The following is a 15,767-nucleotide window of genomic DNA, read 5'->3' as shown; positions in this document are numbered from 1 at the left end:
TCGTTTTCGAACTTTAATGAACATATTCGAAAAAGTAAAGTTCGTGGTGCCTGAGCGCGACTCTATCGAATGGTCATGGTAGTGGCGCGACGCGCGGCCACGGACGATACTCTTGGCACTGGCCATTTCGGGGTGAATTTCATGCGTGGACTTTTCATGGCGGGCGCCGCTGCGTTGCTCGCAGGGTGCGTCGCTTCGCCGAGCCTCACTGGAACGATGGGCGCACCGTCGTTCGTTTCATTGCAGCAGATGTGCAGCGCGCAGACCGTCGATTACGGCAACGACGCGCAGGGCGTGTATGCGACGCTGTTCGATGCGTATGTGGCGAACCGGCGCGGGCGCTTGTCGAAGGACGATTACTGCGCGTTCCACGCGTCGATTGCGCAGCGCTACACGAGCCAGGGCGCAAGTGCGGACCCGCAGCTTCGTAATCAGTGGGTCGCGTTCTTTACCGAGCAGCGCGCGCGAGCGATCAGTTGGCGCGCGGCGGTGGACCCGACTTTGCGGAGTGGTTGAAGGCGCGGTGGGTCGCGTTGGGTTGTGTTGCGTTAGCGAACCAGGGCCGCAGGGCGCGAGCGTTTTGAAGCGTGCCAAATCGAAGCGGGCGCCGTTAAAGGCGCCCGCGTGGACACAAGCATAAAAGACGAAGGCGCTCAGCGGTCAGCCGCCGCGGCATTGCGTTGCCGCCAGCCGCGTGCGGCGATCGCCGTTCACCGTTCGACCACAACCGGCGTCGAGCCCGACGATGCGCGGGTCGTTTTCAGGAAAGTCGTTTAATCGCTCGAAGTGCGCTATCGCCGGATTCCGTTACACGCCATTGTTCATTGCCCGAGGCGAGCCGCTCCAGTTGCACGAGCTGGCGTTCGAGGAGGGCGTCGAGTTCTTCTCGCTCCATGTCGACTTGATTGGGAGCGTCCTTGACGAGCAACAACGTGGCGAATTCGTGCGGACTCAGCATCGTTTCTCTCCATGTCAAGCAAACGCGGACAGCCTCGACGGCGACTGGCATCGAATGGCAGGGCCATTGCCAGGTGGTCCGCAAAAAATCGGGCGGGAGGTACGGCTTACGACAGTTTTGACTTCGCACCGGCGGCACGCGAGAGCGCAACGAACGCCGGGAACTGGAGTGTAGTCAAGCGAACGTTAAACACCAAACCGGCCCCTGCAAATTTTCCCTTTGACAATCAGGCGTCGCAGAGGCGGTTCGCGGCGGCGGGCAGATCCATGATTTCACTTGAAGTTCGGCGTGCACTGCAACATGCCGGCCAGCGCCGGGTCACGCGGCCACATACACCTGGCAATTGGCCGTATTGAGCGTTTCGACCATGTCGGCGGGCGGCGCGGCATCGGTGAAAAGTGCGTCGATCTGGTCGAGATGGCCCTGACGGACGAGCGCCGGGCGGCCGAACTTGGAGCTGTCGGCGGCCAGGAATACGGTGCGCGCGTGCTGGATGATGGCTTCGGCGACGCGCACTTCGCGGGTGTCGAAATCGCGCAAGGTGCCGTCGGTTTCGATGCTCGAGGTGCCGATGATCGCGAAGTCGACCTTGAACTGACGGATGAAGTCGATCGCCAGTTCGCCGACGATGCCCTTGTCCCACGGTCGCACGATGCCGCCCGTGACGAGCACTTCGCAATCGGGATAGCCGCTCATCATGCTCGCGACGTTCAGATTGTTGGTGATCACGCGCAGGCCGCGGTGCCGGTTGAGCGCGCGCGCGACTTCCTCTGTGGTCGTGCCGAGATTGATGAAGAGCGACGCCTGATCGGGAATGTGCGTGGCGACTAACGCGGCGATGCGCCGTTTCTCGTCGTGGAACATGCGCTGACGCGCGGTGTACGAGACGTTCTCGGAACTGGTCGGCAAACTCGCGCCGCCGTGATAGCGGCGCAGCAGGTTCATGTCGGCGAGCCAGTTGACGTCGCGGCGGATCGTCTGCGGCGTCACGTCGAAGTGGGACGCGAGGTCGTCCACGGTCACGAAGCCGTCGCGTTGCACCCACTCCAGCAGTTCCTGTTGCCGGGCGTTCAGCGTGAGGCGGGGATCTCGGGTCATGGTCTCGGGTTGTGGGTCTGTTATGGCGTCTGCCCGCGGCGGCGCGGGCAGGGCGGGAACGAGCGTGCGCGTATTGTAAGACCATCGCGGGGCGCGTCCGCCAACTCGGAGGATCGTCGCTATCTCCACGCCGTCATTCGCGAGCCGCCGTTACTCGCATTTCGCGAAGCAAGGCGAGTTTGCCGAGCCGGCTTTTTTGCCGGGCAGTGCAATCGCGCTTGCCTCACTGAAACTTTCGTCTATCGTGGAATTGGAACTGCGGCCAATCGGCACGGTCTGTGCTGGGTTGTCTGCAGACTTGCGAAACAGAGGCTAAGATGCAGACACAAGGGGTTAACTCTAATTCACGGCGCTGTATCCGACACGGCGAACCGCAACGCGAGGCAGCGCAATAGCAGCGGTTGCGAGCATGCTCCACGAGTCGATACAGCTTTCGGAGCAAGACACGATGCACACAGAGCTGAACCATGTCATGCCCTGGCGAATCGAGGACATCGACCTCACTCGGATCGACCGCCAGAAAGCCGTCGCAAATGAAGACCTGTTGTTGCTGCTGTGCGCCGCTTCGTTTATTGAAAGCGGTACTGATCTTTACACCAGTAATCTCAGCCAGTTCTTTAACGACGATCCCGAAGTTTCCGCGTGGCTCAACAACGAATGGGAGCCCGAGGAAATGCAGCACGGCCGCGCGCTCAAGACGTATATCGCGTACGTGTGGCCCGAATACGACTGGGACACCGCGTTCCGCAACTTCATGGACGAGTATTCGCTGACCTGTTCCGTCGAAGATTTCGAAAAGACTCGCGCGCTGGAAATGGTGGCGCGCTGCGTCGTTGAAACAGGCACCGCGACGCTGTATCGCGCGATCGGCGAGTGTTCGGACGAACCGGTTCTCAAGCAGATCACGGACAACATTCGCACGGACGAAGTCCGCCATTACAAGCACTTTTTCAAGTACTTCAAGAAGTACAACAAGATCGAGGGCAATGGCCGGCTCGCGGTGCTCGGCGCACTAATGCGCCGCGTGATGGAGATCAAGAACGAAGATTCGGAGATCGCCTTGCGTCACGTGTTCGCGATTCGTTATCCGGAACGCGTGCGCGATCAGGCGTATAACCGCGAGCGCGCCGCGCGCATCAACGCGCTCGTGCGGCGCAATCTGTCGGCGGACATGTGCGTGAAGATGCTGCTCAAACCGCTCGATTTGCCCGCGAAGATTCAACCCGGCGTGCACTATCCGCTCGCGAAGATCACGCAGCATGTGTTCTTTCGGTGAGGGCGTAGCAGGTTAGTGACGCATTGCTTAGGTCACGCGCGCAAACGCGCCGTCAAAGAAATGGCCCGCTCGATGCGGGCCATCTGCTTTTCGAGGCATGATGACGAATGCTTGCCTCTTAACCGGACCTTTGCGATGAGCGATTCCTCTCAGCCACAGCGCGCACTCGATCAGACTGCATTCGACGAATGGCCCGACTCGATTCGCGCGCTCTTCGACGGCTCGTCGCTCGCGAGCAAGACCGGCTTCACCGCGTCGCTCCTGACCGTCGACGTGAATCAGCACATTCGCACGTCACTGCTCGGCATCGGCGAGTTGTACGCGCCCGATTCGCGCACGCTATGCATCGCGCTGTGGCCGCAGGCGCGGGCGGCGCGCGCGATCGCACGGAGCGGGCGCGCGGCCTTGAGCTTCGTGTTCGACGACGTGTTCTACCAGGTGCAGTTGCTTGCCGCACCGCTGCCTTCCGCGGATGGCGACGACAGCGGTCTCGTCTATTTGAGCTGCTCTATCGAGTCGGCGGAAACGCAAAGCGTGCAGTATGCGCGCCTGACGAGCGGCATCACGTTCGAGCTGGATGTTGGGAGAGAGAAGGTGCTCGACCGATGGGAACGGCAGGTCGAGCATTTGAAGCGAGCCGCGTCGTCGGGTGGGTGACTTGCGGCTCGCGTTCGTGTTGCGGCTGGGTTGTGGCTAAGCTTGGTTAGCGACCGCGCTGACCGCTGCGCGCCGGATTGCCACCGCGCGGCGAGTCGTTGCGTGACTTTGCGCCGCCGAGCAATGCGCCCGGATTGCCACCCTGAGGTTTGCGCGGCGCGTGCTGCGCGGCGCTACCTTCATGAGCAATCGCGCGCGGACGATCGTCCTGACGCTGACCGTCGCGGCGCGGCTGGCCGCCGTTGCCGGCCGGCTTTGCGCCTTGCGGCTTCGGCTGCTGCTGAGCGTTCGCCGGACGTTGCCCCGAGCGTTGCGCTGGCTTTGCCGCGCCGCCGTTGCCGCCCTTCGGCGCGCCTTGACCCTGGCGCGGCGAACGTCCGCCGCCACCGCCGCCGCCTTGGCCGCGGCGCAGAATCGGCTCCGGCTTCGCAGTCGGGTCCGGTTCGAAACCGGCGATCACTTCCTGCGGCACCGGACGCTTGATCAGCTTCTCGATGTCCTTCAGCAACTGCAATTCGTCGACGCACACGAGCGACACCGCTTCGCCCGTCGCGCCCGCGCGGCCCGTACGGCCGATGCGGTGCACGTAATCTTCCGGCACATTCGGCAAGTCGAAATTGACGACGTGCGGCAACTGATCGATGTCGATGCCGCGCGCGGCGATGTCGGTCGCCACCAGCACCTGCAGCGTGCCGTCCTTGAACTCGGCCAACGCGCGCGTGCGCGCCGACTGGCTCTTGTTGCCATGAATGGCGAGCGCGCTGATGCCGTCCTTCGTCAACTGCTCGGCAAGGCGATTCGCGCCGTGCTTGGTGCGCGTGAACACCAGCACCTGAAACCAGTTGTGCTGTTTGATCAGGTGCGTGAGCAACTCGCGCTTCTTGTCGCGATCCACCGGGTGGATTTTTTGCGCGACGGTTTCCGCCGTCGTATTGCGGCGCGCGACTTCGATCAGCGCCGGCGAGTCGAGCAGGTTGTCGGCGAGCGTTTTGATCTCGTCGGAGAACGTGGCCGAGAACAGCAGGTTCTGCCGCTTCGGAGGCAGCTTCGCGAGCACGCGCTTGATATCGTGGATGAAGCCCATGTCGAGCATGCGGTCCGCTTCGTCGAGCACGAGAATCTCGAGATGCGACAGGTCGATGGTCTTCTGCTGCATGTGGTCGAGCAAACGGCCCGGCGTCGCGACGACGATGTCCACGCCGCTCCGCAATGCACCGATCTGCGGATTAATGCCGACGCCGCCGAACATCACCGTCGACTTGAGCTTCAGATATTTGCCATAGGCACGCACGCTTTCTTCAACCTGCGCGGCGAGTTCGCGCGTGGGCGTGAGAATGAGCGCGCGCACGGCGCGCTTGCCCGACGCCGACGTGTTCGCCGGCATGGAGTTCAGACGCTGAAGGATCGGCAGCGTGAAGCCGGCCGTCTTGCCGGTGCCGGTTTGCGCGCCGGCCAGCAGATCGCCGCCGTTGAGCACAGCCGGAATCGCCTGAGTCTGGATAGGAGTCGGAGTGGTGTAGCCGAGTTCGTGTACAGCGCGGACCAACGGTTCGGACAAGCCGAGGGAATCAAAAGACATAAATGCTCTTTGCAATGCAGTTTCGCGAACGGCGCATGTAAGCGCCGGCGGGGCAGGAATGCGGCATCAATGCCGCACGTACGCGCCGCCTGGCGTGATCGAGATCAAGGCCGAGGCCCAGTTCCGTTCGCAGGGAAATCGGCGGCACGCTCGAGATGCGTGCCGGATGCTTCAACGCGCTATGCAGACACGTTGACTGGCCTTAAGTTGCATTTCGCCGCCGTGGACGTCACGCGACATAGCGCGCGACGCTGACGAATTGACACAGACTGCCCGCCAGTACGAACAGGTGCCAGATACCATGTCCGTGCCGGATGCGCTCGTCGTTGATGAAGAAGTAGATACCGGCGCTGTAGATGACCCCGCCGGCCACGAGCCAGGCAGTGCCCGCAGCCGGTAATGCTTCCAGCAGCGGGCGGACGGCAACGAGCGCGAGCCATCCCATCAGGACATACAGCACCATCGAAACGCTGCGGGTGCGTCGCCCGAGCGTCAGTTCCTGCACGATGCCGAGAGCGGCAAGCCCCCAGCTCACGCCGAACAGCGACCAGCCCCACGGCCCACGCAACGTGACAAGCGTGAACGGAGTATAGCTTCCGGCGATCAGCAGATAGATCGCCGAGTGGTCGCATTTCTGCAGCACCGCCTTGACGCGCGGGTTGCGCACGCTGTGGTAGAGCGTCGAGATAGCATACAGCACGAACAGCATCGCACCGTACACGCTGAAGCTGACCACCTTGTACGCGTCGCCTTCGACCGCGCCCATCGTCACGAGCGTCACCAGCCCCGCCACCGACAGCACGGCGCCGACGAGGTGGGTAATGCTGTTCAAACGCTCACCGACATGCACGGTCTTTTCTCCTGCACGGTTTCATTGCGGCAAAAGTTGCCACGTTAACTACCCCATGATACCGGTCATCAAAAAACGAAGGGCGCGGCCGCGAATCTCGCAGGCCGCGCCCTTGATGCTACAAACGCTGCTTAGTCGAGCGGCGCCGAACGCAGATCGGACACTTGCTGCGGCGACACGGCCGTGCCGTGGTTGCCCCACGACATACGGATGTACGTCACGACCGCTGCGACTTCCTGATTCGACAGCGACTGTGCGAACGGCGGCATGCCGTACGGATGCGGGTTCGCGTCCGTGCTCGGCGGATAACCGCCGTTCAGCACCATGCGGATCGGGTTGACCGCCGACGGCATCTGGATCGACTGGTTGTTCGCGAGCGGCGGGAAGGCCGGCGGCATGCCGAGACCATTGTCCGCGTGGCACTTCGCGCAGTTGTCAGCGTAGATCTTCTGACCTTGCTTCAACAGTTCGCCGCCGAACTTTTCGGACGTTTCGAGCTGCATCGGCTCAGGTGCTTCGCTCTTCTGCGGAATCGTCTTCAGGTACGTGGCCATTGCGTTGATGTCCGCATCGCTCATGTACTGGAGGCTGTTGTGGACCACTTCCGCCATCGGGCCGAACACTGCGCCGCGGTTCGACACGCCGGTTTTCAGCAGATCGGCGATGTCTTTCGTTTCCCAGTCGCCGAGACCCGCTTCCTTGTTCGACGTGAGCGACGGCGCGTACCAGTTCTGCAGCGGGATCAGACCGCCGGCAAAGGCCGCCGAGCTGACCGGGCCGCCCATTGCGTTGATCGACGTGTGGCACATGCCGCAATGGCCGAGACCTTCTATCAGATAGGCGCCGCGGTTCCACTCGACCGACTTGGTCGGGTCCGGCTTGTACTCGCCTTCACGGAAGAACAGCGTGCGCCAGCCGATCAGCATGTTGCGCTGGTTGAACGGGAACTTGAGTTCGTGCGGACGGCTCGGCACGGCAACCGGCGGCACCGAACGCAGATACGCGTAGATCGCGTCCGAGTCGGCGCGCGTGACCTTCGTGTAGCTCGTGAACGGGAAGCCCGGATAGAGCAGGCTGCCGTCTTTCGAGCGGCCCGTGTGCATGGCGCGATAGAAGTCGTCCTGCGTCCACTTGCCGATGCCGTACTGGTCGTCAGGCGTGATGTTCGGCGTGAACATCGTGCCGAACGGCGTGGCCATGGGCAGACCGCCCGCGAATTGCTTGCCGCCGCGCACCGTGTGGCAGGCGATACAGTCGCCGGCGCGGGCGAGGTACTCGCCCTTCTTGACGAGCGCGGCCTGGTCGGCCGGCGTTGCCGCCACGGCCGAGCCGTTATGCAGATTGTCGCCGCCCGACCACAGGACGGGGACGAGTGCAGCAGCCGCGACAACGACAACTGCCGAGAGGGCGAACAAAGACTTGCGTTTCATTTGAGTGTCTCTCCCGGTGCCTTATTGCGGTTCGCTGCCGCAGGCAAGCGGAGTCTTCATCGAGCGGGCCGGAGCCGGCACGGGGTTTTGTGGAGCCTGTTGCGTGGAAAGCCACGCAGCGACCGCGTTGACGTCTTCGTCGGTGAGACGCGTGGCGATGGTGTGCATGCAATCAGGTGCGATTGCGTGGCGCGTGCCCGAACGCCATGCGCCGAGCTGCGCGCTGATGTAATCGGAGTGCAGACCGACCAGACCCGGAATGGCCGGCTCCATGCCGGTCAGGCTCTTGCCGTGGCAAGCCGCGCAAGCCGGAATCTGCTTCGACGCGTCGCCGTTCAGCACGATCTGCTGGCCGCGCGCGAGCGTGGTGGACGAAACCGTCGGCTTGGCCGGCGCCGGATACGGCGGGCGCTGCTTCGAGAAGTACGTGGCGATCTGATGCAGATAGTCGTCGGAGAGATACGTGACGAGGTAGTTCATGGGCGGATACTTGCGGCGCCCTTCGCGGAAATTCTGCAACTGGTTGTACAGATAGTCGGCCGGCTTGCCCGCGAGGCGCGGGAAGTAGTCGTTGTCCGTGCCTTGACCGTGTGTGCCGTGGCAGGCCGTGCAACCTTGCACGCGCGCTTCCATCGTATCGGGGGCCTTCGGTTGAGTCTGCGCTTTCGCAGCGCTATAGACACCCGCGGAGCCGATCAGCAGAAGGGCAAGCAACGGGCGGAAAATGCGTCTTGAAGACACGCGTAACTCCATCAAAATCGGGGACCTGACCGAACTTCGAGCGGCTCGGTGTGAAGGGCAGCCGGCGCTGCGGCGACGCAGCATTCTATCATCGAAGGGTGATGATGACTATTTGCCGCACGCGCGACGCTTGCGGATGTCACAGGCGTGCGACAGTTTGACGCGCATTGCCGCGCCCGAGCATGTTCATGCACGCCTTCTCGACTTTTTACTGCGTGGTCCACGGTTGCAAGCCCTGTACCCGGCGAACTTTTGCGCGCGATGTTGAACCCACGCGCACGCGGACCATCGAAGCGTACACTTCCGGGCGCGCCGGGCTGCGCGTTCGATCTGTTCGCGCGGCGCGAGCGGTCTGCTGCATTCCGCTCCAGCCTTGCCGGCCACTGCCGTTTTCCTGTTCACCGCTATCGGCCTTACATGAAGCTAATCCATCTTATTCGTCCGGCGCGGCTTTCATTCGCGTTCGGCGCCGCGGCGCTCTTGCTGACGTCCACGGCATTCGCGCATGCGCATCTCGTTTCCAGCGAGCCGGCTGCCAACGCCGAAGTCGCCGCACCCGCCGAGGTCACGCTGCACTTTACGGAGCCGCTCGAGCCGGCGTTCAGCAAGATCGCGCTCGCCGATGCCAACGGCAAGCCGGCCGCATCGGCTGCGTCGCAAGTCGATAAACAGGATGCGCGCGTCATGCATCTGCCGCTGCCGCAGTTGGTCGCGGGCCACTACGCGGTGCATTGGACCGCGGTTGCAACCGACGGTCATCGCACGCAAGGCGACTTTGCGTTCACTGTCAAATGAGCATCGACGGACTGTGGATCGGGCAGGTCGCAATGGCCGCGCTCATGAATGTCGCGTTTGCGTTTGCCGTCGGTTCGGCGTTGCTCGGCGCGTGGCTGGCGGACGATGCCAAGGCGAAGATCTCGCCCGCGCAACCCGCGTGGTTGCGCGCGCAACGGTCGTTGCTGACGGCGAGCGTCGTGCTGGTGCTCGCGGATCTCGGCTGGCTGCTGTATCAGGCGGCGTCGATGAGCGGCGTGGCATTGCCCGCCGCGTTCGGCATGGTGCCGACCGTGCTTTCGCAAACGCATGTCGGCTATGGCTGGAGCGTTGCCTTCGCCGGCGCGCTGATTTTGCTCGGCACGGCCATGACGAGTCACGGCGGCATGCTGCGCAATGCGCTGCTGTGGCTCGCGGTGATCGTCATCGCGGCGGGCAAGGCGTCGCTCGGACATGCAGCGGACGCCGGCCTCGCGTCGGCGGCCATCGCGATGCAAACGCTGCATGTGCTCGTGACGACCGTCTGGGGCGGCCTCGCGATCACGGCCGGACTTGTCGCGTTGCCGGCGCTGGGCGCGTCGACGGCGCGCGGCGTGCTGATCCGCACGGCGACGCAGGTGTCGAATGTGTCGCTGGTCGCGGTCGGGTTTGTCATCCTGTCCGGCATCTTCAATGCGGTGCGGGGTTCGGGCGGGTCGTTGCTGGCGATCGAGTCGAGCTCGTGGGGCCATGTGCTGATTCTCAAGCTCACGCTCGTCGGACTGGCGCTGGTGCTTGGCGGACTGAACCGCTTCCTCGCGCTGCCGCGCTTGCGCCGCACGGCATCGACGATGGACGCGCATACCTTCGTCAACGTGCTTTACCTGGAAGCGCTTGCGCTGATCGGCGTTTTTGTCGCGGCCGCCGTGCTGTCGCATAGCGTGCCGGCGTTTGCGGCGCTTGGGTGAGGTTGGTGGTCGGGTGGGTTTGGATGGGGCAAGGCGGCGGTGACTGTGCGCCTTGCCGCGTCACCTCGGGCGACGCGTAGTTCGCACGCGTCGCGTAGACAAGCGGCGGTGCGCCTTGCCGCGTCACCTCAGGCGACGCGCGGTCCGCACGCGTCGCGTAAAAAACGCCGCGCAGTTTTGACGCGCGGCGCAGTAGACACGGCCGCTCATCTCAGCGAGCGAATCCGCTAGTACCCGGCAATCCGCTACTGCCCAGCAGCCGGCAACCGCCTCTCCACTTGCGCCGGCTCCAGCGTTGCCTCGGGAAACATCTCCTGCATCAGTTCCCCCGTATCGGTGAACCATTGGCAGATCAGCCAGTTCCCTGACGCGAACAGCACCGGACCGCTCCATGTGACGGTCATCGGCGATCCGCCCGATTTCAGCCTCAGCACATCGCCGACGCCGTATGCCGGCCTGGCGAGCCGGGCCGTTCTGGCGATGCGCGTCGATAGCATGTTCAGCATGTGGCCGCCCGATCGATTCATTCGAGGCCCAGCCGATGCCCGACGATCGGCGCGCTAAAGAGCGCGATCGCGCAGCCTGCCGCTTTTCCTTCGAGTTCGGCTGCGGCCGCGTGCGCGCCGTAGACATGCGCCAGCACGTCGAAAAGCTGCGGAATGCAATAGATGACGGCGGCGGCGATGAACCATTTTTCGAGCGCCGCGATGCGCCAGCCGCGTTCATACGCGATGGCCGCGCCGATGATGCGCAGCACGCCGAACAGCGCGAGCGCGCCGACGGCCGCCTGTTCGCGCAGCAGATAGTCCGGAATGAATTCGCCCATGAAGCCCCCGATGCATTTTGTTGTCGAGTGCATTTGAGCAAGGACCACGCCATGTGACTGTCTGATGCCGAACAAAGGGCGCGAGCGCCTTTGTCGACGGGGCTTTGCGGGGTGCGGAGGCAAGCGGCGCGAGCGTCTTGAGAGCGCCGCTGGAGCCACTTCGGTCCCGGACGTTACGTTACTGAGACGGCCGCGCGTCACGTCGCCGTAACGTGTGGCTGCGTCGCGCGAATCGCCCGGCTGTCGACGCACAAAAGAGAACGCCGCCCGCAGGCGGCGCTAGTCAGTTAGTCAGTTAGTCAGCAAACCGGCTCAGTCAGCAAAGCTCCGCTCACCACTCCGCGACGCTGCCGTCCGCGTGACGCCAGACCGGATTGCGCCAGCGATGCCCGACCTTCGCCATCTCGCGCACCTTCTCTTCGTTCACCTCGATACCGAGACCCGGACCTTGCGGAATCGACACGAAGCCGTCTTCGTATTTGAAGACTTCCGGGTTCCTGATGTAGTCGAGCAGGTCATTGCCCTGGTTGTAGTGAATGCCGAGGCTCTGTTCCTGGATGAACGCGTTGTAGCTCACCGCGTCGATCTGCAGGCAGGTGGCGAGCGCGATCGGACCGAGCGGGCAGTGCAGCGCGAGCGCGACGTCGTAGGCTTCCGCCATCGACGCGATCTTGCGGCACTCCGTAATCCCGCCCGCGTGCGACGCGTCCGGCTGGATGATGTCGACGTAGCCGCCCGACAAAATGTGCTTGAAGTCCCAGCGCGAGTACAGACGCTCGCCCAATGCGATCGGCGTGTTGGTCTGGTTGACGATGTCGCGCAGCGCCTCCGCGTTTTCCGACAGCACCGGCTCTTCGATGAAGAGCAGCTTGTACGGGTCGAGCTCTTTCGCGAGCACTTTGGCCATCGGCTTGTGCACGCGGCCGTGGAAATCCACGCCGATGCCAATGTCCGGTCCCACCGCCTCGCGCACCGCGGCCACGTTGTTGATGACGCCTTGCACCTTGTCGAAGGTGTCGATGATCTGCAGTTCTTCCGAGCCGTTCATCTTCACGGCCTTGAAGCCGCGCTCGACCACGGCGCGCGCGTTGTTCGCAACGTCGCTCGGACGGTCGCCGCCGATCCACGAATACACCTTGATCCTGTCGCGCACCTGGCCGCCGAGCAGCGCGTGAATCGGCACGCCATGATGCTTGCCCTTGATGTCCCACAGCGCCTGATCGACGCCGGCGATCGCGCTCATCGTGATCGGACCGCCGCGATAAAAGCCCGCGCGGTACATGACCTGCCAGTGGTCTTCGATCAGAAGCGGGTCTTTGCCGATCAGATAGTCCGACAGTTCTTCGACGGCGGCGGCGACCGTATGCGCGCGGCCCTCGACCACCGGCTCGCCCCAGCCGACGATGCCTTCATCCGTCTCGATCTTGAGGAAGCACCAGCGCGGCGGAACGATGAAGGTTTCGAGCTTGGTGATTTTCATGGCGTGCGTCTCCACTCATTGCGAAATATTCGAGGGTTTCCATGCTACCGCACAATCGCGCTAAAGTACTATTAATAGTACTATTCGCCACATATTGAGCGGCGCCGCCGCCGGGAGAAAGCTATTCAGCACGATCTGCATGGGCGCGTCGCGCATTTGCTGGGCACGGCGATTTTGCGTGGCGACTACGCGCCCGAATCGATCCTGCCGCGCGAGGCGGAGTTAATGGGCACTTTGGGGGTGAGCCGCACGGTGTTGCGCGAGGCGCTGCGCACGCTGACGTCGAAAGGGCTGATCGAATCGCGGCCGCGCGTGGGCACGCGTGTGCGCCCGAGGCACGCGTGGAATCTGCTCGATGTCGATGTGCTCGACTGGTATTCGCGCGTCGCCGAGCCGATGCAATTCGCGCTCAAGCTGCAGGAAATGCGCGAGATGATCGAGCCGTATGCCGCCGGTCTCGCGGCGGCTTCGCATGCGGACGACACGTTCGGCGCGCTGGCCGCCGCTCACGCGGCGATGGCCGCGGCGCGCAATGTCGACGAATGGGTAAGGGCGGATCTGCAGTTTCACCTGAGCGTGCTGATCGCGTGCAGCAACGAATTGCTGATTCCGCTCGGCACACTGATCGAACGTACGCTCGAGGCGCAGCTTCGGCTGAATGCGAAGCGCGCGGAGGTTTTCAATGCGTCGCTCGCGGAACATACGGCCGTGTTCGAGGCGATTCGCGAACGTGATGCCGCCGCCGCGCGCGACGCGATGGCGGGGCTGCTCGGCGTGACGCGCGGGCGCATCGAGGCGTGATCGCGCCGGCTCCCGGCGGCTCGCTTACTTGGCTTCCGGACCCGTCGTGGCCGCGCCCGACGACGGCGCCAGTTCATAACAGCCCGGCGCTTTCTTGCTCGCCTCGGAGGCTTGCGAATCGATGCATTTGAAGGCGCTCTGATCGCGCTGCACGAAGATCGTATCGGCCGGGCCGCCGTCGGCGCGAGGCGTATTGACGACGGCGACGATCCTGTAGCCGTTCTGCAGAAGCGTCGACAACGTGGTCTGGCTTGCGCGCCACTGGTTGTCGGTCGGAGTTTGCGCCTGAGCCACGGTCACGGAAGCGGCGCCCCAAAGCGCGATCGATGCGATGGCCACGGCGCGCGCGGCGGTGCGGAACGTCATCAACAATCCTCCTTGAAGTTGCGAGTGTCGGTGCCTGAATGAAAAATAGACAGCCAGAAACGAAAAAGCCGCTGGACCTTGTGGGTCAGCGGCTTTTTCTTGCAACTGGTGGCGAATCAGGGACTCGAACCCCGGACCTGCGGATTATGATTCCGTCGCTCTAACCAACTGAGCTAATTCGCCGAAAGAAGCGAGATTATGGGGATAGCGCCGAGGGCTGTCAACCCCCGGCGCGCAACTTTTTAAACTGCCGCCTCATGAGCCCCCAAGCGCGGGCCTGCGGGGCGGCGGATCCCGGTCAATCCTTCGCGTAAATGTCCGAGTCTTTCGTTTCGCGGACGAACAGCATGCCGATCACAAACGTGATGAGCGCGATCACGATCGGATACCACAAGCCCGAGTAGATGTTGCCCTTCGCCGCGACGATCGCGAACGCGGTGGCCGGCAGGAAGCCGCCGAACCAGCCATTGCCGATGTGATACGGCAGCGACATCGACGTATAGCGGATACGCGTCGGGAACATCTCCACCAGCATCGCCGCGATCGGTCCGTAGACCATCGTCACGTAGATCACGAGGATCGTCAGGATCACCACGCTCATCGGCCAGTTGATCTGCGACGAGTCGGCCTTCGGCGGATAGCCCGCGGACTTCAGCGTCGTGGCGAGCGTCTTGTCGAACGTCTTGCCCTGATCCTTGGCGTCCGCGGCCTTGCCGTCATACGTGTTCACCACCGTATCGCCGACCTTGATCTGCGCCGCCGTGCCCGCCGGCGCCGCGACGTTCTCGTAGTTCAGGCCGGCCTTCGAAAGCGCGCTCTTCGCGATGTCGCAGGAACTCGTGAACTTCGACGTGCCGACCGGGTTGAACTGGAACGAGCATTCGTCGGGATTCGCGATCACGACGATCGGCGCCTTGGCCGTAGCCGTTTCCAGCGCCGGGTTCACATAGTGCGTGAGCGCCTTGAAGAGCGGGAAGTACGTCAGCGCGGCGATCAGCAGCCCGGCCATGATGATCGGCTTGCGGCCGATGCGGTCCGACAGCGAGCCGAAGAACAGGAAGAACGGCGTGCCGATCAGCAGCGCGATGGCGATCATGATGTTGGCCGTCGCGCCGTCGACCTTCAGCGTCTGCGTCAGGAAGAACAGGCTGTAGAACTGGCCCGTGTACCACACCACGGCCTGGCCGGCCGTCAGGCCGATCAGCGCGAGAATCACGATCTTCAGGTTCTTCCACTGGCCGAACGCTTCGGTAAGCGGCGCCTTCGACGTCTTGCCTTCGGCCTTGATGCGCTCGAACACCGGCGATTCATGCAGTTGCAGGCGAATCCACACCGAAATGGCCAGCAGCACGATCGACGCGATGAACGGAATGCGCCAGCCCCATGCGCCGAACGCGTCTTCGCCCATCGCCGTACGCACGCCGAGAATCACGAGCAACGAGAGGAAGAGGCCGAGCGTGGCCGTCGTCTGAATCCAGGCAGTGTAGAAGCCGCGGCGTCCCGGCGGCGCATGTTCCGCCACGTAGGTCGCGGCGCCGCCGTACTCGCCGCCGAGCGCCAGGCCCTGCAGCATCCGCATCGCGATGAAGATGACCGGCGATGCGATGCCGATCGCCGCATAGCCGGGCAAGAAGCCGACGAGGAACGTCGACACGCCCATGATCACGATCGTGACGAGGAACGTGTACTTGCGGCCGACCATATCGCCGAGCCGCCCGAACACCACCGCGCCGAACGGCCGGACCGCGAAACCCGCGGCGAAGCTGAGCAGCGTGAAAATGAAGCCGGCAGTCGGATTGACGCCGGAGAAAAAGCTCTTGCTGATGAAGGCAGCCAGCGAGCCGGCCAGATAAAAGTCGTACCACTCGAAAACCGTACCTAGCGACGATGCGAAGATCACCCGCTTCTCATCGCGCGTCATGGGCACGGGCGAAATGTGTCCGCCTACGGTAGCCATATGTCGTCTCCAATATTGATATGCACG

The 15,767-nt window shown here is 63.3% G+C and carries 17 protein-coding genes and 1 tRNA gene; 6 read left to right on the top strand and 12 right to left on the bottom strand.

Features of this window, described 5'->3' with window-relative positions; translation table 11 throughout:
* The first annotated feature begins 141 nt into the window (after nucleotides 1-141).
* A complete protein-coding gene (locus CUJ91_RS15010) occupies nucleotides 142-516 on the top strand; it encodes a hypothetical protein (RefSeq protein ID WP_208716136.1) in 375 nt (124 codons plus the stop codon).
* Between the two features lie 244 nt (nucleotides 517-760).
* On the opposite strand, the gene CUJ91_RS15005 is transcribed toward CUJ91_RS15010, so the two are convergent.
* Nucleotides 761-958, bottom strand: a complete 198-nt coding sequence (locus CUJ91_RS15005; protein WP_006049938.1) for a hypothetical protein — start codon at nucleotides 956-958, stop codon at nucleotides 761-763.
* 318 nt (nucleotides 959-1,276) lie between these two features.
* The gene (locus CUJ91_RS15000; protein ID WP_006049939.1) at nucleotides 1,277-2,056 is read right to left on the bottom strand and encodes a DeoR/GlpR family DNA-binding transcription regulator; all 780 of its coding nucleotides are present in this window, start codon (nucleotides 2,054-2,056) and stop codon (nucleotides 1,277-1,279) included.
* 448 nt (nucleotides 2,057-2,504) lie between these two features.
* On the opposite strand from CUJ91_RS15000, the gene CUJ91_RS14995 reads away from it, so the two are divergent.
* Both CUJ91_RS14995 and CUJ91_RS14990 read left to right on the top strand, forming a co-directional pair.
* On the top strand, nucleotides 2,505-3,332 hold the full coding sequence (locus tag CUJ91_RS14995) for a ferritin-like domain-containing protein (RefSeq protein WP_006049940.1): 828 nt from the start codon (nucleotides 2,505-2,507) through the stop codon (nucleotides 3,330-3,332).
* A gap of 135 nt (nucleotides 3,333-3,467) precedes the next feature.
* Nucleotides 3,468-3,989: a hypothetical protein gene (locus CUJ91_RS14990; RefSeq protein ID WP_114156465.1), complete on the top strand. Its 522-nt coding sequence runs from the start codon at nucleotides 3,468-3,470 to the stop codon at nucleotides 3,987-3,989.
* 46 nt (nucleotides 3,990-4,035) lie between these two features.
* Here the strand turns inward: CUJ91_RS14990 and CUJ91_RS14985 are convergent, their stop codons facing one another.
* The 4 genes from CUJ91_RS14985 to CUJ91_RS14965 all read right to left on the bottom strand — a co-directional run bounded on the left by CUJ91_RS14985 (nucleotide 4,036) and on the right by CUJ91_RS14965 (nucleotide 8,601).
* Nucleotides 4,036-5,568, bottom strand: coding sequence for a DEAD/DEAH box helicase (locus CUJ91_RS14985; RefSeq protein WP_029968197.1), 1,533 nt, complete (start codon nucleotides 5,566-5,568; stop codon nucleotides 4,036-4,038).
* A 229-nt stretch (nucleotides 5,569-5,797) separates the two neighbouring features.
* Nucleotides 5,798-6,418 (bottom strand): PAQR family membrane homeostasis protein TrhA, encoded by a 621-nt coding sequence (trhA, locus tag CUJ91_RS14975; RefSeq protein ID WP_006049943.1) that lies wholly within the window; start codon nucleotides 6,416-6,418, stop codon nucleotides 5,798-5,800.
* Nucleotides 6,419-6,549: 131 nt separating this feature from the next.
* Nucleotides 6,550-7,848: a c-type cytochrome gene (locus CUJ91_RS14970; protein ID WP_006049944.1), complete on the bottom strand. Its 1,299-nt coding sequence runs from the start codon at nucleotides 7,846-7,848 to the stop codon at nucleotides 6,550-6,552.
* 21 nt (nucleotides 7,849-7,869) lie between these two features.
* Entirely contained in the window at nucleotides 7,870-8,601 is a 732-nt protein-coding gene (locus tag CUJ91_RS14965; protein WP_029968196.1) for a c-type cytochrome, read from the bottom strand.
* 405 nt (nucleotides 8,602-9,006) lie between these two features.
* Between CUJ91_RS14965 and copC the strand changes: the two genes are divergently transcribed.
* Together copC and CUJ91_RS14955 are read left to right on the top strand one after the other, a co-directional pair.
* Nucleotides 9,007-9,384, top strand: a complete 378-nt coding sequence (gene copC, locus CUJ91_RS14960; protein ID WP_114156745.1) for a copper homeostasis periplasmic binding protein CopC — start codon at nucleotides 9,007-9,009, stop codon at nucleotides 9,382-9,384.
* On the top strand, nucleotides 9,381-10,310 hold the full coding sequence (locus tag CUJ91_RS14955; RefSeq protein WP_029968194.1) for a CopD family protein: 930 nt from the start codon (nucleotides 9,381-9,383) through the stop codon (nucleotides 10,308-10,310). Before copC ends, CUJ91_RS14955 begins: the two co-directional genes overlap by 4 nt.
* Nucleotides 10,311-10,555: 245 nt before the next feature.
* Here CUJ91_RS14955 and CUJ91_RS14950 read toward each other — a convergent pair whose 3' ends face one another.
* From CUJ91_RS14950 to dgoD, 3 genes are all read right to left on the bottom strand, one after another.
* Entirely contained in the window at nucleotides 10,556-10,816 is a 261-nt protein-coding gene (locus CUJ91_RS14950; protein WP_374710140.1) for a YodC family protein, read from the bottom strand.
* Between the two features lie 17 nt (nucleotides 10,817-10,833).
* Nucleotides 10,834-11,136, bottom strand: a complete 303-nt coding sequence (locus tag CUJ91_RS14945; RefSeq protein WP_114156463.1) for a hypothetical protein — start codon at nucleotides 11,134-11,136, stop codon at nucleotides 10,834-10,836.
* A 331-nt stretch (nucleotides 11,137-11,467) separates the two neighbouring features.
* Nucleotides 11,468-12,616, bottom strand: coding sequence for a galactonate dehydratase (gene dgoD, locus CUJ91_RS14940; protein WP_006049950.1), 1,149 nt, complete (start codon nucleotides 12,614-12,616; stop codon nucleotides 11,468-11,470).
* Nucleotides 12,617-12,709: 93 nt separating this feature from the next.
* On the opposite strand from dgoD, the gene CUJ91_RS14935 reads away from it, so the two are divergent.
* Nucleotides 12,710-13,417 carry a FadR/GntR family transcriptional regulator gene (locus tag CUJ91_RS14935; RefSeq protein ID WP_114156462.1) on the top strand — a complete coding sequence of 236 codons (708 nt, stop codon included), beginning with the start codon at nucleotides 12,710-12,712 and terminating at the stop codon, nucleotides 13,415-13,417.
* A gap of 24 nt (nucleotides 13,418-13,441) precedes the next feature.
* Here the strand turns inward: CUJ91_RS14935 and CUJ91_RS14930 are convergent, their stop codons facing one another.
* The 3 genes from CUJ91_RS14930 to CUJ91_RS14920 form a co-directional block, all read right to left on the bottom strand.
* Nucleotides 13,442-13,783 carry a hypothetical protein gene (locus CUJ91_RS14930; RefSeq protein WP_107708598.1) on the bottom strand — a complete coding sequence of 114 codons (342 nt, stop codon included), beginning with the start codon at nucleotides 13,781-13,783 and terminating at the stop codon, nucleotides 13,442-13,444.
* 106 nt (nucleotides 13,784-13,889) lie between these two features.
* A tRNA-Met gene (locus CUJ91_RS14925) sits at nucleotides 13,890-13,966 on the bottom strand.
* A 115-nt stretch (nucleotides 13,967-14,081) separates the two neighbouring features.
* A complete protein-coding gene (locus CUJ91_RS14920; protein WP_114156461.1) occupies nucleotides 14,082-15,740 on the bottom strand; it encodes an MFS transporter in 1,659 nt (552 codons plus the stop codon).
* Nucleotides 15,741-15,767: the final 27 nt, after the last annotated feature.

Origin of the sequence: Paraburkholderia graminis (assembly GCF_003330785.1) — a bacterium.
GTDB lineage: Bacteria > Pseudomonadota > Gammaproteobacteria > Burkholderiales > Burkholderiaceae > Paraburkholderia > Paraburkholderia graminis.
The sequence above is the reverse complement of the archived record's forward strand: the minus strand, read 5'-3'. Positions and strand labels throughout refer to the sequence as shown.

Coding starts and splice junctions, on each gene's coding strand:
- CUJ91_RS15010 (WP_208716136.1), top strand. CDS start 142: ATGCGTGGACTTTTCATGGCGGGCGCCGCTGCGTTGCTCGCAGGGTGC.
- CUJ91_RS15005 (WP_006049938.1), bottom strand. CDS start 958: ATGCTGAGTCCGCACGAATTCGCCACGTTGTTGCTCGTCAAGGACGCT.
- CUJ91_RS15000 (WP_006049939.1), bottom strand. CDS start 2,056: ATGACCCGAGATCCCCGCCTCACGCTGAACGCCCGGCAACAGGAACTG.
- CUJ91_RS14995 (WP_006049940.1), top strand. CDS start 2,505: ATGCACACAGAGCTGAACCATGTCATGCCCTGGCGAATCGAGGACATC.
- CUJ91_RS14990 (WP_114156465.1), top strand. CDS start 3,468: ATGAGCGATTCCTCTCAGCCACAGCGCGCACTCGATCAGACTGCATTC.
- CUJ91_RS14985 (WP_029968197.1), bottom strand. CDS start 5,568: ATGTCTTTTGATTCCCTCGGCTTGTCCGAACCGTTGGTCCGCGCTGTA.
- CUJ91_RS14970 (WP_006049944.1), bottom strand. CDS start 7,848: ATGAAACGCAAGTCTTTGTTCGCCCTCTCGGCAGTTGTCGTTGTCGCG.
- CUJ91_RS14965 (WP_029968196.1), bottom strand. CDS start 8,601: ATGGAGTTACGCGTGTCTTCAAGACGCATTTTCCGCCCGTTGCTTGCC.
- copC (WP_114156745.1), top strand. CDS start 9,007: ATGAAGCTAATCCATCTTATTCGTCCGGCGCGGCTTTCATTCGCGTTC.
- CUJ91_RS14955 (WP_029968194.1), top strand. CDS start 9,381: ATGAGCATCGACGGACTGTGGATCGGGCAGGTCGCAATGGCCGCGCTC.
- CUJ91_RS14950 (WP_374710140.1), bottom strand. CDS start 10,816: ATGCTGAACATGCTATCGACGCGCATCGCCAGAACGGCCCGGCTCGCC.
- CUJ91_RS14945 (WP_114156463.1), bottom strand. CDS start 11,136: ATGGGCGAATTCATTCCGGACTATCTGCTGCGCGAACAGGCGGCCGTC.
- dgoD (WP_006049950.1), bottom strand. CDS start 12,616: ATGAAAATCACCAAGCTCGAAACCTTCATCGTTCCGCCGCGCTGGTGC.
- CUJ91_RS14930 (WP_107708598.1), bottom strand. CDS start 13,783: ATGACGTTCCGCACCGCCGCGCGCGCCGTGGCCATCGCATCGATCGCG.
- CUJ91_RS14920 (WP_114156461.1), bottom strand. CDS start 15,740: ATGGCTACCGTAGGCGGACACATTTCGCCCGTGCCCATGACGCGCGAT.